Origin of the sequence: Catenulispora pinisilvae, assembly GCF_015356865.1 — a bacterium.
GTDB classification, from domain to species: domain Bacteria; phylum Actinomycetota; class Actinomycetes; order Streptomycetales; family Catenulisporaceae; genus Catenulispora; species Catenulispora pinisilvae.
Map to the genome: position 1 here is coordinate 15,125 of NZ_JAAFZA010000100.1, position 20,458 is coordinate 35,582.

The 20,458-nt window shown below is 69.0% G+C and carries 16 protein-coding genes; 7 read left to right on the plus strand and 9 right to left on the minus strand.

Annotated elements, in window-relative coordinates; translation table 11 throughout:
* Nucleotides 1–2: 2 nt before the first annotated feature.
* The 3 genes from IZR01_RS50960 to IZR01_RS25595 all read right to left on the minus strand — a co-directional run bounded on the left by IZR01_RS50960 (nt 3) and on the right by IZR01_RS25595 (nt 6,626).
* Nucleotides 3–2,405, minus strand: coding sequence for an ATP-binding protein (locus IZR01_RS50960; protein ID WP_228554002.1), 2,403 nt, complete (start codon nt 2,403–2,405; stop codon nt 3–5).
* A gap of 443 nt (nt 2,406–2,848) precedes the next feature.
* Nucleotides 2,849–5,989, minus strand: coding sequence for an AfsR/SARP family transcriptional regulator (locus IZR01_RS25590; RefSeq protein WP_323747094.1), 3,141 nt, complete (start codon nt 5,987–5,989; stop codon nt 2,849–2,851).
* 139 nt (nt 5,990–6,128) lie between these two features.
* The gene (locus IZR01_RS25595) at nt 6,129–6,626 is read right to left on the minus strand and encodes a helix-turn-helix transcriptional regulator (protein WP_194925331.1); all 498 of its coding nucleotides are present in this window, start codon (nt 6,624–6,626) and stop codon (nt 6,129–6,131) included.
* A 973-nt stretch (nt 6,627–7,599) separates the two neighbouring features.
* Between IZR01_RS25595 and IZR01_RS25600 the strand changes: the two genes are divergently transcribed.
* The 3 genes from IZR01_RS25600 (at nt 7,600) to IZR01_RS25610 (ending at nt 10,307) form a co-directional block, all read left to right on the plus strand.
* The gene (locus IZR01_RS25600; protein ID WP_194892263.1) at nt 7,600–7,812 is read left to right on the plus strand and encodes a DUF397 domain-containing protein; all 213 of its coding nucleotides are present in this window, start codon (nt 7,600–7,602) and stop codon (nt 7,810–7,812) included.
* A gap of 165 nt (nt 7,813–7,977) precedes the next feature.
* On the plus strand, nt 7,978–9,171 hold the full coding sequence (locus IZR01_RS25605) for a damage-control phosphatase ARMT1 family protein (RefSeq protein ID WP_194925332.1): 1,194 nt from the start codon (nt 7,978–7,980) through the stop codon (nt 9,169–9,171).
* 119 nt (nt 9,172–9,290) lie between these two features.
* Entirely contained in the window at nt 9,291–10,307 is a 1,017-nt protein-coding gene (locus IZR01_RS25610) for a pentapeptide repeat-containing protein (RefSeq protein ID WP_194925333.1), read from the plus strand.
* Nucleotides 10,308–10,405: 98 nt separating this feature from the next.
* Here IZR01_RS25610 and IZR01_RS25615 read toward each other — a convergent pair whose 3' ends face one another.
* A complete protein-coding gene (locus IZR01_RS25615; RefSeq protein ID WP_194892266.1) occupies nt 10,406–10,975 on the minus strand; it encodes an NADPH-dependent FMN reductase in 570 nt (189 codons plus the stop codon).
* A 188-nt stretch (nt 10,976–11,163) separates the two neighbouring features.
* Between IZR01_RS25615 and IZR01_RS25620 the strand changes: the two genes are divergently transcribed.
* Both IZR01_RS25620 and IZR01_RS25625 read left to right on the plus strand, forming a co-directional pair.
* Complete coding sequence (locus IZR01_RS25620) at nt 11,164–11,571, plus strand: winged helix-turn-helix transcriptional regulator (protein WP_194892267.1); 408 nt, start codon at nt 11,164–11,166, stop codon at nt 11,569–11,571.
* A 187-nt stretch (nt 11,572–11,758) separates the two neighbouring features.
* Nucleotides 11,759–13,801 carry an acetoacetate--CoA ligase gene (locus tag IZR01_RS25625; protein WP_194925334.1) on the plus strand — a complete coding sequence of 681 codons (2,043 nt, stop codon included), beginning with the start codon at nt 11,759–11,761 and terminating at the stop codon, nt 13,799–13,801.
* A gap of 98 nt (nt 13,802–13,899) precedes the next feature.
* Here the strand turns inward: IZR01_RS25625 and IZR01_RS25630 are convergent, their stop codons facing one another.
* Both IZR01_RS25630 and IZR01_RS25635 read right to left on the minus strand, forming a co-directional pair.
* The gene (locus IZR01_RS25630; protein WP_194892269.1) at nt 13,900–14,061 is read right to left on the minus strand and encodes a hypothetical protein; all 162 of its coding nucleotides are present in this window, start codon (nt 14,059–14,061) and stop codon (nt 13,900–13,902) included.
* 120 nt (nt 14,062–14,181) lie between these two features.
* A complete protein-coding gene (locus tag IZR01_RS25635) occupies nt 14,182–14,961 on the minus strand; it encodes an HAD-IIA family hydrolase (RefSeq protein ID WP_194892270.1) in 780 nt (259 codons plus the stop codon).
* Nucleotides 14,962–15,349: 388 nt separating this feature from the next.
* On the opposite strand from IZR01_RS25635, the gene IZR01_RS25640 reads away from it, so the two are divergent.
* Complete coding sequence (locus tag IZR01_RS25640; RefSeq protein ID WP_194925335.1) at nt 15,350–15,580, plus strand: hypothetical protein; 231 nt, start codon at nt 15,350–15,352, stop codon at nt 15,578–15,580.
* Between the two features lie 131 nt (nt 15,581–15,711).
* On the opposite strand, the gene IZR01_RS25645 is transcribed toward IZR01_RS25640, so the two are convergent.
* Nucleotides 15,712–16,467 carry an MgtC/SapB family protein gene (locus IZR01_RS25645; RefSeq protein ID WP_194892272.1) on the minus strand — a complete coding sequence of 252 codons (756 nt, stop codon included), beginning with the start codon at nt 16,465–16,467 and terminating at the stop codon, nt 15,712–15,714.
* Nucleotides 16,468–16,706: 239 nt separating this feature from the next.
* On the opposite strand from IZR01_RS25645, the gene IZR01_RS25650 reads away from it, so the two are divergent.
* Nucleotides 16,707–17,369 (plus strand): acyltransferase, encoded by a 663-nt coding sequence (locus IZR01_RS25650; RefSeq protein WP_194925336.1) that lies wholly within the window; start codon nt 16,707–16,709, stop codon nt 17,367–17,369.
* Here IZR01_RS25650 and IZR01_RS25655 read toward each other — a convergent pair.
* Nucleotides 17,291–18,481 carry a glycosyltransferase 87 family protein gene (locus tag IZR01_RS25655; RefSeq protein WP_194925337.1) on the minus strand — a complete coding sequence of 397 codons (1,191 nt, stop codon included), beginning with the start codon at nt 18,479–18,481 and terminating at the stop codon, nt 17,291–17,293. The genes IZR01_RS25650 and IZR01_RS25655 overlap by 79 nt on opposite strands.
* Nucleotides 18,482–18,580: 99 nt before the next feature.
* Nucleotides 18,581–20,296, minus strand: coding sequence for a GMC oxidoreductase (locus IZR01_RS25660; RefSeq protein ID WP_194925338.1), 1,716 nt, complete (start codon nt 20,294–20,296; stop codon nt 18,581–18,583).
* Between the last annotated feature and the right edge of the window lie 162 nt (nt 20,297–20,458).

Genomic DNA, 20,458 nt, shown 5'->3' on the forward strand with positions numbered 1-20,458 from the left:
CTTTACGGCTGCGAACCCTTGCCGCCGGCAGCCAGCCGGGTGCGCAGGCCGGCTGCTCGTGGATCCGGGTATCCGCTGAGCAGCGCGGCGGCCTCGGTACGCGCGGCGGCCGCTTCGTCGGTCTGATCGAGGGCATCCAGGGTGTCCGCGAGATGCGACAGCACGTCGGCGAGGCGGAAGCGGTCGGGTCGGCCGCGGCTTGATGCCACGGCCTGCCGGTGGAAGTCGGCGGCTTGCTCTGTCCGGTTCAAAGCGTGCAGCGTACGTCCAAGTGCCGACAGCATCCGTACCTGTTGGTCCCGGTGGCGAAGCGCACGTCCCAGGTTCTGGGCCTGCCATAGCGATTCCTCGGCATCCGCCGGCCGCCCCATGGCAAGGGCCAATTCCGCTCGTTCGATCAACAACAAGGCTTGCAACAGGGGATCCGCCCCATCGGCGGCGATGATGTGGTCGGCGGTGTCCAGAGTCGTCTGCGCCCGGTCCCAGCGCTCCAGGTCGGTGTGGGCCTGTGCGATCACGCTGTAGGCCTCCAGGACCGCCGGGCCTCGGTATCCGGTGGTCGCCAGTTCAGCCAGGGCCTGTTCGCCGGCCAGGACGGCCGCGGCGGCCAGGCCTTGGTATTCCAGGACATGGGCGACGTTGCTCCTCAGGATCGCCGCCCACCGGGCTTGGCCGGCAGCGTGGGCCCGCTCGGCAGCGTTGGTGAACACCTGTAGGGCCTCGTCGAGGTCACGCCGGGCGAAGAGAACCAAGCCCAGACCGTTGGCCCCGTCGGCAGCGCCCGCGGGATCGTTCAGGGCCTCGAAGGCTGCCAGGGCTTCCTGATAGTGAGCCACTGAGGATGCCAGGTCGTCGGCGAGTCGTTCGCTGCTCGCGACGTCTCGTAATGCGCGGGCTTGCGCGGCCTGGTCGTCGGTGGCGCGGGCGCCGCGCAGCGCGGCCAGGGCAGCCGACAGGCGCTCCTCGGCCGACCCGAAGGTGAAGGTCAGTGGCTGGATGGTCACCGCGAGCCGATACACCGCGCCGCCGTCTCCGGCCCGCTCCAGCGCGAGGATCAGGGCTCGAAGGTTGGCGTGCTCGGCGGCGTACCAGTCAATAGCTTGACGGTAGTCGCCGAAGCGCTCCGGCTCGACGCCCGGGCCGGCCGGTCCGTCCACAACGTCGGTCGCCGAGTTCTCGGCCAGGCAAGAGGCGGCGCGGGCGCTGTGCAGGTACCACTCGTGCAGTCTTCGAAAGGCTTGGCGGCGTTCGTCCTCGGGCTCGTCGGTCTCGGCGGTTTCGGCCGCGAAGGCCCGCAGCAGGTCGTGGAACTGAAACCGGGCCGCGCCGGTCTGTTCCAGCAGATGCGCCCCGGCCAGGGTGTCCAGCATCAGCCGGGCCCGCTGTCGCGGCAGGCCCAACAGTGCGGCGGCCGCACCGGTGCCGAACTCCGGTCCCGGATGCAGCCCCAAGAGCCGGAACGTCCTGGCCGCACTTTCTGGCAGGGCCCGATAGGACCAGGCGAAGACAGTGCGCACCGCATCAGCCTCCTGATCGTCATCCGCCGACAACGCCTGCCACAGCCCGGGCCCCGAACGCAGCTCCGCGACCAACTCGCCCAACGCCATGAACGGTCGCGCCGCAGCGCGCTCCGCAGCGATCCGCAACGCCAGCGGAAGCCGGGCGCACAGCTCGGCCAGCTCGGCGATCTGCTCGCTGTCGTCGCAGGTACGGTAGCCGCTGGTCGCGGTCCTTATCAGGGCGATGGCTGTGGCCTGGTCCAGCAAACCCACGCTGACGCGCCGGGCACCGTCTCTGGCCGTCAGCCCCGACAGTCGGCTGCGGCTGGTCACCAGCACCAGCGGCTGGCCGTCACCCGGCAGCAGGGGCCGTATCTGGCCGGCCGTCGCGGCGTTGTCCAGCACCACCAGCATCCGCCGCCCGGCCAACAGGGACCGGTACAGACCGGCGCGGTCCTCCAAATCCTCTGGTATCTCGCTGGTCGGCACGCCCAGCGCACGCAGGAATCGTTCGAGGGCCGCGGTGGGCGCCACTGGCGGGCCCGCATCGTATCCCCGCAGATCCACGAACAAGTCCCCGTGCGGGAATGAGGCCCGCACTTGGTGGGCGAACCGCATCACCAGCGACGTCTTGCCCGCCCCGGCGGTGCCGACCACCACTGCCAGCCGCAGCCCCGCACCCTTGTCGGCGGCCCCGGCCACGGTCAGCGCCGCCAGTTCCCGGCTGCGGTTGACGAACCCGGCGACGTCGGCGCGCAGCAGGTGCGGCACCGCGATCGCGGGCGAGGCACCGTGGAAGTGCACACCGCCCGAGATATCCCGGGCCTGCACCACGTCCGCGGCGTTTCCCGACAGGTGCGAGGTCACTCTGGCATCGCCGACGTCCCGCCGATCGACCGAACCCATCAGCGTCCGCACCCTTCCGGCCGCTGTTCGCGGCGCCTCGAATCAGAACTCTGACTATCTCTTCCCGCGCCGGGTGCCAGGTGAACGTACTGGCGGTGTTGGTGAACAGGCGGGCCTGCGCCAAGCGTTCGGCCCGGCCGGGTGACGATGGCGGTCACGATCTCGGAGCCAGAGGTCGAGTGCCGCTAGGCGAACAGGCCTTCGGCGAGTGCGTGGTCCCGCGCCGCGGCGGAGGCCGACTGCTCTGCCATCGTGGCCGCTTCTCCAGCGGTGGCCGGCTGCGGGGGACACGGCGCGGTGGTGCCGGGCAAGCAGTGCCTTGAGTGCATCCCAGCCGTTCGAAGCAGCTTCAGTGGCCGCGCTGTCCGGCGACTTCTTCCGCGCGGTGGTGGTCAAACCTGGGGTCGGTATCGGGTCCATGGCGACCTTTCCCTGCGCGTGCGTCAGCTGAGTCGTGAGTCGATGGCCAGCGCCGATTGCCGGTGTTCGTGAGCGAGGGCGGTGTCGCCGGTGGCGGTGAAGACTTCGCTCAGCGCGCGGTGGGCTTGGGCCTGTTCCATGAGCGCTCGGGCGTCTCGGGCGAGGTCCAGGGCGCGCTGATAGGCCTCGATTGCCCGGAGGATCTCGCCGATCGCCCGGTAAGCGTCGCCTTCGGCCAGCCGGACCTGGGATTGCTGGAGCTGGTCGTGGGTCTTGTCCGCGAGCGCCGCCGCGGTTCGGAGTGCTTCGAACGCGGCGTCGTGGTCGGCCAGGAGAGTGTGGGAGGCGGCCATGAAGACCAGGCTGTCGATCTCGGTGTGGTGGTCGCCGATCGCCCGGAGCAGTTGGAGCGCCGTGTCGAAGGAAGCCAGCGCCTGCTGGTGGTTGCCGGCATGCTGGTAGATGGCGCCTATATTGTTGCCCACCACGGCGGTGATCAGCGGGTCTCCAAGGGTCGCGGACAGGGTGCGGGCTTCGTGGAAGCAGGCCAGGGCGTGGGTGTCGCGGCCGAGTTTCCGGTGCATCTCGCCGAGATCGATGAGGACGTCGGCGATCACGGTCAGGTCGTTCTCGTGGCGGGCGAGGTCCAGGGCGTGGTTGCTGAGGGCGATCGCTTGGTCGTGCTGTCCGCGTACGTAGGTGGCGATGGCCCAGAGGTTCTCGGTCGCTGCCACCCGGCTGAGGTCGCCGAGGCCTTCATAGAGGGCAGCGGCTGTGCGGTAGGCGGCGACGGCTTGGTCGAGGTGCCCGGAGTACCAGTGGACGCGGCCCATCTGGAAGTGTGTGTCGGCCTGCCCATAGCGGTCCGCGCTTGTGTTCCATATCGCCAGTGCTGCTTGGGCGCTTTCCAGTGCTGAACCGAGTTCCTCGGTTCTGAAGTACAGGCCTGCCTGGTCGGCGAGCAAGCGCGCGGTGATGCTGTCGGCGTCTGGTCCGGTGTCCGGGGGTTCGCCCAAGGCCTGTGCGATGAGCTCCAGTGCCTGATGGGAACGTCCTCTGCGGTCCAGGTGCTGGACGAGTACGTGCGGGAGCAGCCCGGTCTGGGCGGTTCCTCCGTGCTGTCCGGTCCACGTGGTGATTGCCGCCAGATTGAGGTGCTCGTGGTCAAGCCAGGTGCGGGCCTGGTCCGCAGTGTCGAGGGGGACTCCGTCCACCGGCGCCGAGGCCGCGGGGTAGTCCAGGGCCCGCCGGCGCGGGTTCTGGGCGTGGTCGGCGCGGGCGGCGGCGGCGCGGTAGAAGGTGATGGCCCGTTCCACACCCTGGCGGCTGTCTTCGGCCTGCTGCTCGTCGGAGTGGGCCAGCAAGAACTGCCTGAGCAGGTCGTGGAGGCGATAGCGGTGCGGTCCGGTGTGGTCCAGGAGCCGGTGGTCGACCAGCGCGTCCAGGCGTACGTCGGTGTCGGCCTGCGAGGCTTTGGACATGGCCGCGGCGGCGGCTGGCGCGATGTCTGGTCCTGGGTGGGCCGCGATGTAGCGGAGCAGGTCGCGCAGCGTGCCCTCCAACGCCTGGTACGACATCGCGAACGCAGTGTGGATCGGTCCGGTCAGCGGGTCGTCCGCCAGGGCTCGCGACGTCATCGAGAAGCGGGTCACCAGGTCGCCGACGGTCCAGGCCGGACGGCTGCGCAGGTGGCCGGCCGCCAGGGTGATCGCCAGGGCCAGGCCGGCGCAGACGCGGGTGAACCGGACCAGATCGTCGTCCTGCGGGAGATCGCGCTCGGTGATGTCGGCCAGGATCGCCACCGCGGCGTCGTCAGAAAGCGGCGCCAGCGTGTGCTGGCGCAGGCCGGGCGGTCCGGTCAGATGCCGCCTGGAGGTGATCAGGGCGATGGTGCCGGGTGTGGCCGGGATCAGGGGTTCGATCTGTGCGGGGCCTTGGGCGTCGTCGAGGACGAGCAGCAGGCGACGGCCGCTGGTGCGCCGGCGCCAGAGTGCTGCCAGGGCCGGGAGCGTGTCGGCGCGGCCGAGTTCGCGGAACGGGGTGCCGAAGGCGTCGAGGAGTTGCGTCAGCGCCTCGCGGGGGTCCAGGGGCGGCAGGTGGGGGTCGTGGGCGTGCAGGTTGATCTGTAGTGCTCCGTCGGGACAGCGGGAGCGCAGCTGGTGGGCGGCGTGCAGGGCGAGGGCCGTCTTGCCGGAACCGGGGAGCCCTGAGATGGAGAAGATCGCCGCCCGCTTGCCGGTACGCAGGTCGGTGGTCACCGCGTCGATGAGGTCCGACAGATCGGACTCCCGCCCGGCCAGGTAGGCGGGGGCGGGATCCAGGGTGTCCATGCCGGACTGCAAGCTTTGGCGGTCGACGGTGGCCGGTGCGGGCTGGGTCCGAGCGGTTCCGTTGAGAAGCCGTTGGTGGAGCGCTCGCAGTTCTTGGCCGGGTTCGGTTCCGGTCTGGTCGTGTAGCCGGTCGCGCAGTTCACGGAAGACCGTCAGGGCCTCTGTGTTCCGCCCGTCGCGGTCCAGCGCGGTCATCAGCAGTCTGGCCACGCGCTGGTCGGTGTGGTTCACCCCGGCCAGCTCTCTCAACTCCACCACTGCTTCGGCGGCGGTGCCGTCGGCGAGCAGGTCCAGCTCGACGCGGCGCAGGATGGCGGTGCGGCGTTTGTCGGTCAGGATCCTGCGGACTGTGGCGGCCCAGGCTCCGGCCACGCCGGCGAGCGGTTCTCCGCTCCAGAGCGCCTCGGCCTGCCGGAACAGGTTCCGGGCCGCTGGAGGATCGGTGGCGGCGCGGGATTGCGCCTGCGCGACCAGACGGTCGAAACAGTGCACGTCGACTTCGTCCACCGGAACGTCGATGCGGTATCCGGCCGGGCCGCCGGTGATCTTCCCGGCCGCTTCGTCGGCGCTGCTCAGCTGTCTGCGTAGGCGAGAGACGTAGGACGCCAGCGTGCTCCGGAAGCCGTCCGGTGGATCGCCGTCCCACAGCCGGTCGGCGATGGTCCGCGCCGCGACCGCCCGGCAGCGTTCCATCAGCAGGACAGCGAGTACAGCCTGTTCCCGAGGAGAACCAGCCAGGTGGAAACGTTCTCGGGCGTGTATGCCTACTGGACCGAGCATTTTGTACTGCACAGGTGCCCCCAAGTGCAATGCAGAACGTTGCTCCGTGCACATGGTGGCATGGGTTTTGATCGGTTTCTAGAGGAATTGGCTGCAAGCGATGCTTCTCCGCCAAGAAGTCCGACAGTAGTGGCGATCGGGCTGGTGGCGGCGGGTATCAGTATATTTAGAGAGCGGGATGTGCTGTTGGTATTCAGCCGTGCTCGACCAACGGGTGCAGTTCGACGGTGAGATCCAGGCGATCGGCCCAGACGATCAGCGCGATGAGCCGGGGCAATTGCTCGCCGTCCTCCCACCGTTGCAGGGACGACCTGCTGACACCGATGATCAGACCGAGGTCTGTCTGCGAGATCTTGCGGGCAAGCCGCCTGGACTTCAACGGCGGCGCCAGTCTGCGGATCTCCTGGACCTCCCACGGCGCGCCGACTTCCGGGGTGGGGCAGGGCGGCTCCGGCCCGCCTTGCCGATCCACGATTGCCAGACGGAATCCCAGCTCGTGTGCCCACCTGAGCAGGTTGGTGAAGCTCGGGGACTCGTAACGCCGTTCCCAGTCCCGGAGCGTGCGATTCGAGACCTCCAGGACCTCGCTCAGGGACTCCCTCGATAGCCCTGTGGTTTCTCGGGCTGCCAGCAGTTGCGACTGGATCGCGTTCGATCGCCGTTGTGCTGCCGCATTGACCCGTAGCGCCATCAAACACCCCGCTTGCCCGAACCGCCGGTGTACCGACGCCGTTGTCCGGCAATAAGTGGATCAGCCTTACTACCCCGAAAGCAGCTCCATCGCGTTTTGTTCCCGGGCGGCCACCGATGGAACCTACCCGAGCTCTGGTGATGGGACAACGGTTCGCGGCGTGCTTCTCGTAAATCAGTGAGCAGATTCACACGTCTCGCGGTGGTGCGTTGGTATCGCTGGCCGGCGCCTCGCGCGTGCGCAGCGAGGGTGAGCCGGGTGGTAGCCTACCGTTGCGATGCCGTTGTCCGGCCTGTACTCTGCATCATCCTTGCTTTCGACGAGACAGGGCCCTGATAAATTCGGTGCAGGGTAACGCCGCGAATATGTACAAAATGGTGAGTCCACCGGCGTACCTTCCCCTCGTTAGGTGACGCCTGCTTCCTTCCCGGGCTGGCTGGAGTCGGTCAAGGACTTGACATCGATAGTTGACTGGAGCCTAATGCACCTCCCCACCGTTCGGCAGACAGCTTCATTTGCAGCTGTGATTACCGTTATGAGCGCGCCGGTCGCAACGGTCACCTACGGCGCTACGTCTGTCCAGCGGCCTAGCGTGGCGCTGGTTCGCGTGCACGAGGACCGCGCGCAGCAGCCCGTAAGTAATGTCGTCCCCCTGATTCGGATAACGGTTGTCGACTCGAGGGCGAGCGGGGTGCAGGCGTCAAGTTTCGATCCCGACAGCTGGATATCGCACATGAGTGCGAATCCCGCTGATGCCCAGCCGTTGCGGCCCATCTCCTGCTGAACCCGTCACGAGCCCGCGATGTGGCCGATTGCATCAAATGACACAGATGCTCACAAGGCGGCCGTCAAACGATCCCCAACCGGCCGGCAATATCCCGTGGAAAACCTCCTATGCGCGGAAAACCGCGGCGGGCCGCCGAACCGGGAAACGGCTTGGTGGCGCGGGGGACCAAACGGGAGGAGACGGGCGATGAGCCCACAGTGCGACGGCTGGAAGAAAAGTAGTTTCAGCAACAACGGGCCGAGCTGCGTCGAGGTGCTCTTTGTCGACGGGGACGGCGGCGTCGTGGCCCACGTGCGGAACAGTCGGCAGCCCGAGGGGCCGGTGCTGGTGTTCGACCGGGGGGAATGGGAGGCCTTCGAATTGGGCGTTTTCAACCATGAGTTCCAAATGCCGTTTTAAGGCCTACCGCGGCATATGATTGTAAGTGCGGCCCGCTTTGGGAATCTCTCCGGCGGGCCGCATCAGGTGTCTCAGGCCTCGACGGCCTGATCGTGGTGGTTCGGGCAAGGCGGTCATCGGGCGCTGTAAGGCGTCTGGCGACCGCTTCCCGCATAGGGTGACCTGGTGACGAATGTTGCCGACGCGATCGTTTCCGACCAGCCCGACTCCTTCGCCTGGAGCGTGTGGAACAAGCGGCATCCGGTGCTGATCAAGCAGATCCAGGGCGCGTTCCCGTATCCGGCTGAGGCTCGGGAGAACCTGGACGCGCTCCTGGCGGAGACGATCTCCGGCACGATTCAGCGGCTGCCGGCCGATGCCCACGACTACGCGTTGTGGGAGGAGTGGGATCGCGGGTGGTACGGCGGGTCGTGGCTGAGTGCGCCGTTCTTGTGGGCGGAGTCGTTCTTCTATCGGCGGCTGCTGGAGGCGGTTGGGTACTTCCGGCCTGGGGTGTGGCGGGGGATCGATCTGTTCGGGCCGGCGAAGCGGGGTGAGCTGGGCACGTCCGCGGTCGAGGCGGAGCTGGCCGCGCTCGACGACGTGGCGGGCCTGGGTCCCGTGGGGCAGCGGCGTGCGCTGTTGCTTGCGGCGCTGTGGGGCAACCGTGCCGACCTCGGGTTCCGTATCACGGCCGCGACGGAGGGCCCGGCGACCGACCTCGTCGCCGATGACAGTGCGCTGATCTGGTCCATCCTGGACGCCGCCGAAGACCCGGTCGTCCACCTGGTCACCGACAACTCCGGCCGCGAATTCCTAGCCGACCTGATCCTCGTCGACCACCTGCTCGCCACCGGCGCCGCCGCTCGTGTCGTGATGCACGTCAAGCCCCAGCCGTACTACGTCTCCGACGCGACCGGCGCCGATGTCCTCGACGTCCTGCGCCGCATCACCCTCGCCCCCGGCGCCGCCGCCAAGACCGGGCAGCGCCTCTGGGCCGCGTTGGCCGACGGCACGATCAGCCTCCGCACCCACGCGTTCTGGTGCGCGCCCCTCTCGTTCCGCCACCTGCCTGCCGACCTCGCCGCCGACCTGGCGCGCGCGACGCTGACCGTTGTCAAAGGCGACCTGAACTACCGCCGCCTCGTCGGCGACCGCGCCTGGCCGCCCACCACGCAGTTCGCGGAGCTGACCGCGTACTTCCCGTCTCCCGTGGCGGCGCTGCGCACCCTGAAGTCAGACGTCGCCGTCGGCCTCACCTCGCAGACCGTCGCCCGGCTTGATGCCAACGCCAATGCCGACGCCACCGGCACCGGCACCGGCACCCGCACCGCATGGCGGACCAGCGGCGAGTATGCGTTGATCCAGGTGCGGCCCTAAGGCTTCTTTGCGCGGCCCTGAGCTCGGGTGCTGAGATAGCCGCCATGAGGGGGAAAAACAGGGGGATGAATCCGTCGCGAACGCTCCGTCGTGCGCTTCGTGACCAGCGGCGCCGGCAAATGTTCCGGATCGGGTTGGTGATCTGCGGCGCGCTCGGCGCGCTCACGCTGCTGGGGCTGGTCGTGGGCCCGCTGACGTGGCTGATCGCCGGCGGCAGCGTGCGGCGCCTGTCGGGCAAGGACCAAGCAGACGCGCTCAACGCGGTACGCCAGACCCTGCTCGCCGCCCTCGTCGGCGTCGCGGGCCTCGGCGGCCTGGCGTTCACGGCCCGCACCTACTACCTCTCGCGGCGCGGCCAAGTCACCGACCGCTTCAGCGTGGCGATCGGGCACCTGGCGTCGAAGGAGTTGGCGGAGCGGCTCGGCGGGATCTACGCGCTCGAACACATCATGGCCGAGTCGGCGCGCGAGCACGGAACGGTGCTGGAGGTGCTCTGCGCCTTCGTTCGGGCCCGGGCACCACGACATCCGCGTGCGGTACTCACGGGGCCGTCGGCGGCAGCGAACAGCGGGACACGTCTGCCAGAACCGGCGGCCGACATCGACGCCGTCTTGACCGTGCTGGCCCGCCGTCCCCACCGCCCGGAACCGAACCGCCCAGATCTGCGGGCGACCGATCTCTCAGGCCTGATGCTGCGCGCCTTCGAGTTCACTTCGCCGCCGAATCTGACCAGGGTCTTCCTGCCCGGCGCCGACTTGCGTGACGCGGACCTGCGGGGGCTGGACCTGAGTTTGACCATTCTCAGTGACGCGGATCTCGGTGGCGCCTTCCTCCACAATGCGAACCTGACCGATGCGACGCTCACCAGGGCATATCTGAGCGAGGCCAGGATGGCCGGCACCGTCCTGACCGGCGCGCACCTCACCGAGACCGATCTCAGCGGCGTGGTCGGCCTTACCGCGGGGCAGTTGGCGGATGCTGTGATCGACGCCGAGACGACGTTGCCGGACGTGCTCAGGGACGACCCCTGGGTGGCCGCGCGCCTCGCCGACTGCCTGGCCTGGTTCCGTGTTCCGGACGAGAGCGGGGACCATCTGGCTCCGGCCAGGACTCCGCAGCCCTCGACCCTCTCGTGACCGCACAAAAAAGCGGCCCCGTCGCATCGGCGACGGGGCCCCACCTCAAAACCTCAGCCTGAATAGCCTCAGCTCAGCTCACCTCAGCCGCAACGGCCTCAGGCGTTCGCCTTAGCCTTCTGAGTCTCCTCGATCAGCACCACCAGGGCCGCGATCAAGCCCGCGACCAGGTTCCGCGAGGTCTCGTCGACCAGGTTGCCCTCGCCGTCGAAGCGCTCCCAGTTGTTGCCGACGTGCACCTCGGGCTTGGTGACCGCCTTGGCGTCCAGCCAGTGGAAGACGTCGCGCAGGTGGTTCTGGGCGCGGACGGTGCCGAAGCCGCTGCCGGAGGCGCCCATGATGGCGACCGGCTTGCCGGTCAGGACCGACTCGCCGTAGGGGCGGGAGGCCCAGTCCAGGGCGTTCTTCAGGACGCCGGGGATCGAGTAGTTGTACTCGGGGCTGGCGATCAGGACGCCGTCGGCGGCGGCGATCTTCGCGCGCAGCTCGGCCACCGGGGCCGGGACGTCGCCTTCCAGGTCCTGGTCGAAGAACGGCAGGTTGCCGATGCCCTCGTAGATCTCGATCTCGACGCCCTCGGGCGCCAGCTGCTTGGCCGCGCGGACCAGGGCGGTGTTGGTGGACGCCTTACGCAGGGCGCCGGAGAAGGCGAGGATCTTGGTGGTCACTTCTGAGCTCCCGGGTTCTGGGGGGTTCTGGGGTTCTGACGTGCGGTGACGCGGTTTGTGGGGCCGCCTCACGGGTGGTGCTCAATGATTCGTCAGTAACACTGTGTGAGCGAGTTACCTTTCGTAAGGATGAAGGTAGGCGACGCTCTTACGGTTGTCAAGTCGCCTACGGAAGGTAAGCTTGGGTCATGGCAGAGAACATCGCGACGCAGCAGGAGGAGCAGCACCTGAGTTCCTTCTGCCCGCGCTTCCACACCGCGGTGGAGATCATCGGGCGGCGCTGGTCCGGAGTGATCCTCCGGGCGATGCTCGCCGGCTCCACCCGCTACACCGACATCGCCTGCTCGGTCCCCAAGCTGTCCGACCGCCTGCTCTCCGAACGCCTGAAGGAGTTCGAACAGGCCGGTATCGTCGAGCGCATCGTCATCCCCGACACGCCGGTGCGCGTCGAGTACCACCTCACCCAGAAGGGCGCCGAGCTGGAACCGGCGTTCCAGCAGCTGGCCGACTGGGCCGAGAAGTGGATCGAGCTGCCTCCGCTGCCCGAGGGCGTCGGGTGCCAGGAGTCCTTCCTGGAGCCCGGCGAGGGCCGCTGAGCAGAGCTGTCCGGGAGCTGCCCGGGACAGCTGAGCAGGGCGATCCGGGCCACCCGCGCAGGGTGACGCGGGACACTGCCCGCGGGCACTGACGGCCCGCCCTCCACTGCGGCTAATCTGACGCTGTCAGGCGTGATCACGGCCACAAGCCGGTAGCGCGCAGCCACCGCGAAGTTGGGGGACGACGATGTCCGCAGCCGACCAGCCAGCAGCAGACCAGCCCGCCGCGTTCGGGGAACTGCTCTGGACGCCGACCGAGGGGCTGCGCCTGCGCTCGCCCCTCCAGCGCTACCTGGACTGGCTGCCGCAGCAGGGCGTCGGCCCGTTCCCGGCCTACGCCGACGCCTGGCAGTGGTCGGTCGAGCATCCCGCGGAGTTCTGGGAAAGCCTCTGGCGGTACTTCGACGTCAAAGCCACGACCCCCTACACAGCCGTCCTCCCCGACGCCCACATGCCCGGCGCCCAATGGTTCCCCGGCGCCACCCTGAACTTCGCCGAGCACGTCTTCCGCGCCGCCTCTGACGACCGCCCGGCCCTGCTGTTCATCGAGGAGGGCGCCGAGCCGGTCGAGGTCTCCTGGGCCGAGCTGCGCCGCCAGGTGGCCGGTCTGGCCGCCACGTTCCGCGCCTGGGGCGTCGGCCCCGGCGACACCGTCGCGGCCTTCCTGCCCAACACCCCGCACGCGATCGTCGCGCAGTTGGCCACCGCCTCGGTCGGCGCGGTGTGGTCCGGCTGTGGCCCGGACTTCGGCGCGCAGGGCGTCCTGGACCGGTTCGCACAGATCGAGCCGAAGGTGTTCGTCGGCGTCGACGGCTACCGCTACGGCGGCAAGCGCATCGACCGCCGCGCCGAGTGCATGGACGCACGCGACGCCCTGCCGTCGGTCGAGTACACCGTCTGGGTGGACTACCAGTTCCCGGAGGGCCCGGCGTGCGCGCAGAGCATCCGCTGGGCCGAGGCCGTGGCCGGCCAGTCGGCAGCGAGTGCGCAAGCGACTGAGCAAGCGCCTGAGCCTGAGCTGGAGTTCGAACCCGTCCCCTTCGACCACCCGCTCTGGATCCTCTACTCCTCCGGCACCACCGGCCTGCCGAAGGGCATCGTCCAGGGCCACGGCGGCATCCTCCTGGAGCACTACAAGGCGATCGCCTTCCACATGGGCGTCGAGGAGGGCGACCGCTTCTTCTGGTACTCCTCCACGAGCTGGATGATGTGGAACATCGTCCTGGGCTCGCTGCTCCACGGCGCGACCGCCGTCCTCTACGACGGCAGCCCGGCCTTCCCGGACATCACCGGCCTGTGGCGGCTCGCCGAGCAGACCCGCACCACGATGCTCGGCACCAGCGCCGGCTACCTGATGGCGTCGCAGAAGGCGGACCTGCATCCGGGCCGCGACCTGGACCTGTCGGCCCTGCGCGCGATCGGCTCCACCGGCTCCCCGCTGCCCCCGACCGGCTTCCGCTGGGTCTACGACGCGGTCGGCTCCGACATCTGGCTGAATTCGCTGTCCGGCGGCACCGACGTCTGTACTGCCTTCGTCGCCGGCAACCCGCTGCTGCCGGTCTACTCCGGCGAGATCCAGTGCCGCGCCCTGGGCTGCGCCGTGGAGTCCTGGGACACCGAGGGCAAGCCGCACATCGGCGAGGTCGGCGAACTGGTCCTGACCGCGCCGACCCCCTCGATGCCGGTGAAGTTCTGGAACGACCCCGACGGCCACAAGTACCACGACGCCTACTTCGACGTGTACCCCGGCGTCTGGCGGCACGGCGACTGGTGCACCGTCACCGAACGCGGCGGCGTCATCATCCACGGCCGGTCGGACTCGACGCTGAACAAGCAGGGCGTCCGGATGGGCTCGGCGGACATCTACGAGGTCGTGGAGAAGCTGCCGGAGATCCGCGAATCACTGGTGATCGGCGTGGAACTCCCCGACGGCGGCTACTGGATGCCGCTGTTCGTCCACCTGGCCCCGGACGCGGTTCTGGACGACGCCCTCAAGGCCCGCGTGGCGGCGGCGATCCGCGCCGAGCTCACGCCCCGCCACGTCCCCGACGAGCTGATCGAGATCCCCGGCGTCCCGCACACGCGCACCGGCAAGCGCCTGGAGATCCCGGTGAAGCGGCTGCTGACCGGGGCCGACCCGGCGAAGGCGGTGAACCTCGGGACGGTCGACGATCCGGCGCTGATCGAGTGGTTCATCGAGTACTCGGGCAGGCGTAACACAGGGGGCTGAGTAGCCGAGCGGATGGCCCGGCGGCCGCGCCGGGCCATCCTGGGCAGGTGCCGATATGGTCCTGCCGTCCTCGTCCTGGACCGGGTGGCAGTAGCCCGCTAAAGCCCGCTGGGCCCCGCCGGCAGCCCGAACCGGTCCGAAGTCACCGACAACTCGGCGAACCGCGGTGCCTGCGGCGGCGACCAAGGCTCCCCGGGCACCGATCTGAAGTTGGCCCGGAACTCGACGACCAAGGCGTCGAAGACCGGCGTGCCGCTCATGGATCCGGCCGGCCCCCGGCCGGCACCGCCCCTGCTGTTCTCATACATTGTCAAACCACTGTCTTCCGGCCGACGCGCGGCGGGAACGAAGGTGTGCACCGTTCCGACCCTTGCTCTGACTCAGACCACGTCGACCAGGTCGGCGATCGACTTCACGATCCGGGAGGGCCGGAACGGGAACCGGTCGATCTCCTCGGCCTGGGTCACGCCGGACAGCACCAGGAAGGTCTCCAGCCCCGCCTCGATGCCGCACAGCACGTCGGTGTCCATCCGGTCACCGATCATCGCGGTCACTTCCGAATGCGCCTGGATCTTGTTCAGACCCTCGCGCATCATCAGTGGGTTCGGCTTACCCACGAAGTAGGGCTCCACACCGGTCGCCTTTGTGATGAGCGCCGCAACCGCGCCGCAGGCCGGCTGCGGGCCCTCCGGTGTCGGGCCGGTGGCGTCGGGGTTGGTGGCGATGAAGCGGGCGCCGTTGGTCACCAGGCGGATGGCGCGGGTGATGGCGTCGATGCTGTAGGCCCGGGTCTCGCCCAGGACCACGTAGTCCGGGTCCGCCTCGGACAGGGTGTATCCGACGTCGTACAACGCCGTGGTGAGTCCGGCTTCCCCTATGACGTAAGCGGTCCCGCCCGGCCGCTGGTCGTCCAGGAACTGCGCGGTGGCCAGCGCCGAGGTCCAGATGTGCTCCTCGGGCAGCGGGATGCCCAGATTGGTCAGGCGGGCCGACAGGTCGTGCGGGGTGTAGATCGAGTTGTTGGTGAGGACCAGGAACGGCCGGTCCTTGCTCCGCAGCCGGCGGATGAACTCGTCCGCGCCGGGGATCAGGTGCCCCTCGCGGATCAGGACGCCGTCCATATCGGTCATCCAGCACTCGACAGGCTTGCGGTCATGCACTGCGATCTGCTCCTGGAATGGAAGGGAACACTGCGATGGTGGTGACCATCATTCCAGAAGTGAAAAGGTTTAGCGCCGGTGCGCGTGTCGCCTCGCGGCGGAAAGCTCGCCGCGGCTCCAGCCGAACGGTATTCCGCGACGGCGTAAATTGAGGCCCGGGGACATCTTCTACGCACCGGCGAGGTAGAGGGTAACACGAGTGATCAGGATATTGTCCAAAGCCCCAGGTCAAGGGCCATGTGCGGAGGTCGGGGGAAAGCCCTGCGGCGCGGCCGGCGCGCGGAGGTGATCAACCGAACAGCGCAGAAGCGTTCGCGCTCCGGAACGATCTTGCGGAACCTACTGGAGGGTCCCGCGCATCGCGGGCCGTAGGAGGAGGAGTACGACCATGAAGTCTCGTATCTTCAAGCTCACCGCGACCGCGAGTGCCACCGCGCTGCTCGTCGGCGCCGGGGCCGTGGCGGCCACGTCGGCCTCGGCCGCCACCGCCGCGCCTGCTGCCGTCGTCACGCACACGGCCACCGTGCCGATGAGCGCCCCGATAGCGGCCCACCACCCGGCTTGGTGGCCGTGGTGCGAGATCGACCTGCTCGGCCCGGTCCTGTGCATCAACCTCTGATAGTTCGCGATCCGGATTGAGATTTGGCGTTATGGACAAACGGGGCCGGACGACTCAGGTCGTCCGGCCCCGCTCCGCCTTCTCGGCTCTGTTTTGTCAGAACCCTGGTTGGCCCACTGCTTCCCGTCGGCTCACTGCTTCCCGGCCGGCGCCGCGGCCACGCCGCCGTCCGCCGGCAGCGCATCGGTCACGACCGGTACGTCCGGCACGACCGGAGCGACCGTCGCCGCCGTGGCCGCGGCCGCCTGCCGCGCGGCGATGATCGGGTTGACCAGCACCACGGCGTCGGTGTCCGCGGTGTCCGGGGTCGCCACCATCATCTCGGCCGGGTTGCCGCCGCCCTGGTGCGGGACCCGCGTCGAGTGCTTGAAGAAGTGCGAGTGCACGTGCTCGTCGTGGTGCACCAGCCCCTGCCAGCGGCGCGCGTCGAGCGTGCGCAGCAGCGGGATGTGGCGCAGCTCCAGGGTGAGCAGCGTGGCCGCGGTCGCCGCGATCGACTCCTTGACCAGTCCCAGGCCGCAGGCCGCGCCGATCGCCGAGCACGCGAAGATGCTCGCCGCGGTCGTGATGCCGTGCAGCACCTCGTGTTCCTGGACGGTCTGCCGGAAGCACAGCCCGCCGCCGATGAAGCCGATGCCGGTGACCGCGCCGGCCAGGATCGTGCTCGCGCCGTTGCCGGCCAGCACGCCGATCAGCGCGGTGGCCGCTCCCAACAGGGAGAAGGTCCGGTCTCCGGCCATCGCCCCGCGGACCTGCCGCTCGAAGCCGAGGGCGAAGGTCAGGGCCCAGGCCAGGGCGATGCGGCCGACGGCGTCCCAGTGGGTCGGGACGTGGATGTTGTCGGCCGAGGGTATGGCCGCCAGCACTACGGCGCCCACTGAGTGCATGTCTGTCGTCCTCCCCGGCAGTGCCGTCGCGACGCGACCCCGTCGTCGCTTCCGGCACAGAGTGCGGATGCTCGATGTCGGATGCCCGATGTCGGACGTCCTCTGCGATCCAACGGAACCATAGAGGCATCGGGGGCGGCGCCGGTACCCGAAGTCTGAACACCCACGGGCCGTGATCGAACAGTTATCCTACGCGGACGGCGTCCGGAAGATCACGGTCAGGGGGTACCGTAGCCGCCATGGTGTCAGCGCTGGGCAACCGGCTGGCCGCCGGCCTGTGGGGCTGGCTGGCCAAGGCCGGGAAGGTGCACGCGGGTTCGGCGACCGCCCGCCGGTTCGCCGCTTTCGGCGAGGGGTCCACGATGGCCTTCCCGCCCGGCACGGTTTTCGGGGAACGCTACATCTCCGTCGGCGCGCACGTGCTCATCGGCGCCAACGTCACGATCTCCGCCGGCTTCGTCCCGGGCCTGGACCTCGGCCCGGACACCCTGGTGCGGATCGGCTCCGGCGTGGTGCTGGGCCGCGGCAGCCACGTGGTCGGCCACCGGTCCATCGACATCGGCGACGACGTCTACACCGGCCCCAACGTCTACATCACCGACCAGAACCACGGCTACGACGACCCCGACGTCCCGATCGGCAAGCAGTGGCCCAGCGAGGCCCCCGTGCGCATCGGCCCGGGCTGCTGGATCGGCACGAACGCGGTGATCCTGCCGGGCACGGTCCTGGGCCGCAACGTGGTCGTGGCGGCCGGCAGCGTGGTCCGCGGGGAGTTCCCGGACCACTGCGTGGTCGGCGGCGTCCCGGCCAAGATGCTGCGCCGCTACGAGGCCGAGACCGGCTGGGCCCGCGTCGACTCCCTCCAGGCCCAGAGCAGGAACGCCAGCCCGGCCAACGGATAGAGCGAACTGAGCAGCATCTGCAGGGGGTTCAGATCGGGGGAGGGGCCGGCCGTCTTGTGCGGGACCGCCCAGATCAGGAACGACAGGAACACGGCGCTCCACGCCACCGCGAGCTTCGGCGCCCGCACCGCCAGCAGCATCGCCACCGGGACGGCCCACACCCAGTGGTGGGACCAGCTGATCGGCGAGATCAGCAGGCCGGTGACCGCGCACGCGAGCGCGCCGAGCGTGTCGTCGCCGCGCCTGGAGTTCCGCACCGCCGCCCACAAGCCCACGGCGAGCACGATGACCGCCGCGACCGCCCACAACGCCTTGGGATCGTCGATGTGCGTGACCCGCGCGATCATCCCGGACAGCGACTGGTTGTCGGTGATGTAGGTCTTGCCGACCTTGCTGGTGTCCCACATCTCGTGCAGCCAGAACTTCACCGAGGCGTGGGGGAGTACCGCGAACCCGACGGCCATGGTCCCGAGCGCGCTCGCGGCCGACACGATCATCTCGCGCCGCCGCCCCGCCAACAGGAACCACAGGATGAAGACACCCGGCGTGAGCTTGATGCCGGTGGCCAGCCCGATCCCGAGCCCGCGCGGCCACTTGCTGGTCGGCGGTCGGGTCAGGTCGAACAGGATCAGGGCGCACAGCGCGAGGTTGATCTGGCCGTAGCGCAGCGTGGTCCACACCGGCTCGAACCACAGCGCCAGGCCGGTGACGGCGGCGATCAGCGCCCACCGCTCGGCGAACGTCGGCCGGTCCAGCCAGCCGCCGATGAGCTTCGCCGCCAGGTGCACGACGGTCGCGAGCAACACGATGTTGGCGGCGGTCACCAGGACCTTCAGCACGCCGACCGGGATCCAGCTGATGGCCGCGAAGAGCATCGCTGCGAAGGGCGGGTAGGTCGCGGGTAGCTGGTTACCCCCGGCGGTGTTGACGCCGACCGCCGGGCTGTAGAGGTCTTGGCCGTGTAGGACCGCGCTGCCTTCGGCCCGGTAGACGACCATGTCGATCATCGTCGGGTGGGCCAGCGTGCGGATCACGAGGTAGGCGGCCAGGGCGACGCCGGCGAAGACGCCGAGCAGCAAGGTGAGTCTTCGTCGGTCGGGGAGGCGCGCCACGCAGGAGACCTTACGGGATCGGCGGGATCACCTCGGCGCCGCGGCGGCGGCCGCCCGGTGGTTCCGAGCCCGCCGTCGAGGCACGCGCCGCTACCGGATCTACCGGATCTCGACGATCGGCAACCGCAGGGCTCCCGGAGCCGCCTCCGGGACCGCCGGCTGCTTCGGCCGTACGTAAGGAATCCGCTTATAGGGATCCCCGAGTACGGGCCGCGTGTCCTTCTCTCCCTTGTTCGGCCAGAACGCCGCCGCACGCTCGGCCATCGCCGTAATCGTCAGCGAGGGGTTCACGCCGAGGTTCGCCGACACCGTCGACCCGTCCGCGACGTACAGGCCCGGGTGCCCGAACACGCGGTGGTACGGGTCCACGACTCCGTGGTCGCGGTCCCGGCCGATGACGCAGCCGCCGATGATGTGCGCGGTCATGGGGATGTTGAACAGGTCGCCCACGGTGCCGCCGGGGATGCCGTTGATACGGTGCGCGGTGCGGGTCACCGCCTCGTTGCCGGCCGGGATCCAGGTCGGGTTCGGCTGGCCGTGGCCCTGGCGGGTGGTGAGCTTGTGCTTGCCGAAGACGCCCCGCTTGCGGGAGACGGTCAGCGAGTTGTCGAGGGCCTGCATCACCAGCAGGATGATCGACCGCTCCGCGAACTTCCGGCTGGGCAGCATGCGCGGGACCCAGGAGGGGTGCTTGGCGCCGATGCCGAGCAGTTTGATCCAGCGTGGGGTGCGGCCCTCGCCGTCGGTCAGGCCGGTCTTCAGCAGCCCCATGGCGCCGCTGCCCCGGCCGTAGCGCACCGGCTCGATGTGCGTGTGGTCGTCGGGGTGGAAGGAGGAGGTGATGGCCACCCCTTCCGTGAAGTCGTACTGCCGTGGCTTCTTGGCCATCGCGCCGAGCAGCGACTCGGAGTTGGTGCGGGTCAGCTCGCCCAGGCGCGGCGACAGCGACGGCAGTGAGCCGTCGGCAGCCAGCTTGTGCAGTAGGCGCTGGGTTCCCAGGGCGCCGGCGCTGAAGACCACGTGCTCGGCGGTCAGTGTGCGGAGGCTCTTGCCGAACCACTTGCCGGTCGAGGCCACGGTCACGGAGTACCCGCCGCCGTCCGGCAGCGGAGTGACGCCTTCGACCGTGGTCAGCGGATGCACCTCGGCACCCAGCTTCTCTGCCAGGTACAGGTAGTTCTTCACGAGCGTGTTCTTGGCGTTGTGCCGACAGCCGGTCATACAGGCGCCGCACTGCAAACACGGATTGCGGTCCGGTCCGGCGCCGCCGAAGAAGGGGTCTGAGACCTTGGTGCCCGGCTGTGCGTCAGGGTCGCCGAAGAACACCCCGACCGGGGTCAGGTGGAACGTGTCGCCGACGCCCATCTCCTCGGCGACCGCCTTCATCTGCACGTCCGCCGGCGTCATCGTCGGGTTCTGCACCACGCCCAGCATCCGCTTGGCCTGGTCGTAGAACGGCGCCAGTTCCCCGCGCCAGTCGGCGACGTCGCGCCAGTGCGGGTCGTTGTAGAACGGGTCCAGGGGCTCGTAGAGGGTGTTCGCGTAGACCAACGAGCCGCCGCCCACCCCCGCTCCGGCCAACACGACGACGTCCTTGAGCCGGTGGATGCGTTGGATGCCCTTGCAGCCCAGCTTCGGGGCCCACAGGAAGGAGCGCAGGCGCCACGAGGTCTTCGGGAAGTCGCCGTCGGCGAACCGGCGTCCGGCCTCCAGTACGCCGACCTTGTACCCCTTCTCGGTGAGCCGCAGCGCGGTCACCGAACCGCCGAAGCCCGAGCCGATGACCAGCACGTCGTAGTCCGCCGCAGCTCCCATGGCGCGTAGAGTAGCCGCTATTTGACAGGCAATCTAGTAGTTGGCGTGGCGGTACCGGCGGCGTGTCGGCTTCGATAACAAGTCGGCGCTCACCTCGATCGGCGTGCAACGTCGGTGTGGTCACGAGCGTCTATAGGGGCATGGGGACATCAGGGGTGGGTA

Coding starts and splice junctions, on each gene's coding strand:
- IZR01_RS50960 (WP_228554002.1), bottom strand. CDS start 2,405: ATGGGTTCGGTCGATCGGCGGGACGTCGGCGATGCCAGAGTGACCTCG.
- IZR01_RS25590 (WP_323747094.1), bottom strand. CDS start 5,989: ATGTGCACGGAGCAACGTTCTGCATTGCACTTGGGGGCACCTGTGCAG.
- IZR01_RS25595 (WP_194925331.1), bottom strand. CDS start 6,626: ATGGCGCTACGGGTCAATGCGGCAGCACAACGGCGATCGAACGCGATC.
- IZR01_RS25600 (WP_194892263.1), top strand. CDS start 7,600: ATGAGCCCACAGTGCGACGGCTGGAAGAAAAGTAGTTTCAGCAACAAC.
- IZR01_RS25610 (WP_194925333.1), top strand. CDS start 9,291: ATGTTCCGGATCGGGTTGGTGATCTGCGGCGCGCTCGGCGCGCTCACG.
- IZR01_RS25620 (WP_194892267.1), top strand. CDS start 11,164: ATGGCAGAGAACATCGCGACGCAGCAGGAGGAGCAGCACCTGAGTTCC.
- IZR01_RS25625 (WP_194925334.1), top strand. CDS start 11,759: ATGTCCGCAGCCGACCAGCCAGCAGCAGACCAGCCCGCCGCGTTCGGG.
- IZR01_RS25630 (WP_194892269.1), bottom strand. CDS start 14,061: ATGAGCGGCACGCCGGTCTTCGACGCCTTGGTCGTCGAGTTCCGGGCC.
- IZR01_RS25640 (WP_194925335.1), top strand. CDS start 15,350: ATGAAGTCTCGTATCTTCAAGCTCACCGCGACCGCGAGTGCCACCGCG.
- IZR01_RS25645 (WP_194892272.1), bottom strand. CDS start 16,467: ATGCACTCAGTGGGCGCCGTAGTGCTGGCGGCCATACCCTCGGCCGAC.
- IZR01_RS25650 (WP_194925336.1), top strand. CDS start 16,707: ATGGTGTCAGCGCTGGGCAACCGGCTGGCCGCCGGCCTGTGGGGCTGG.
- IZR01_RS25660 (WP_194925338.1), bottom strand. CDS start 20,296: ATGGGAGCTGCGGCGGACTACGACGTGCTGGTCATCGGCTCGGGCTTC.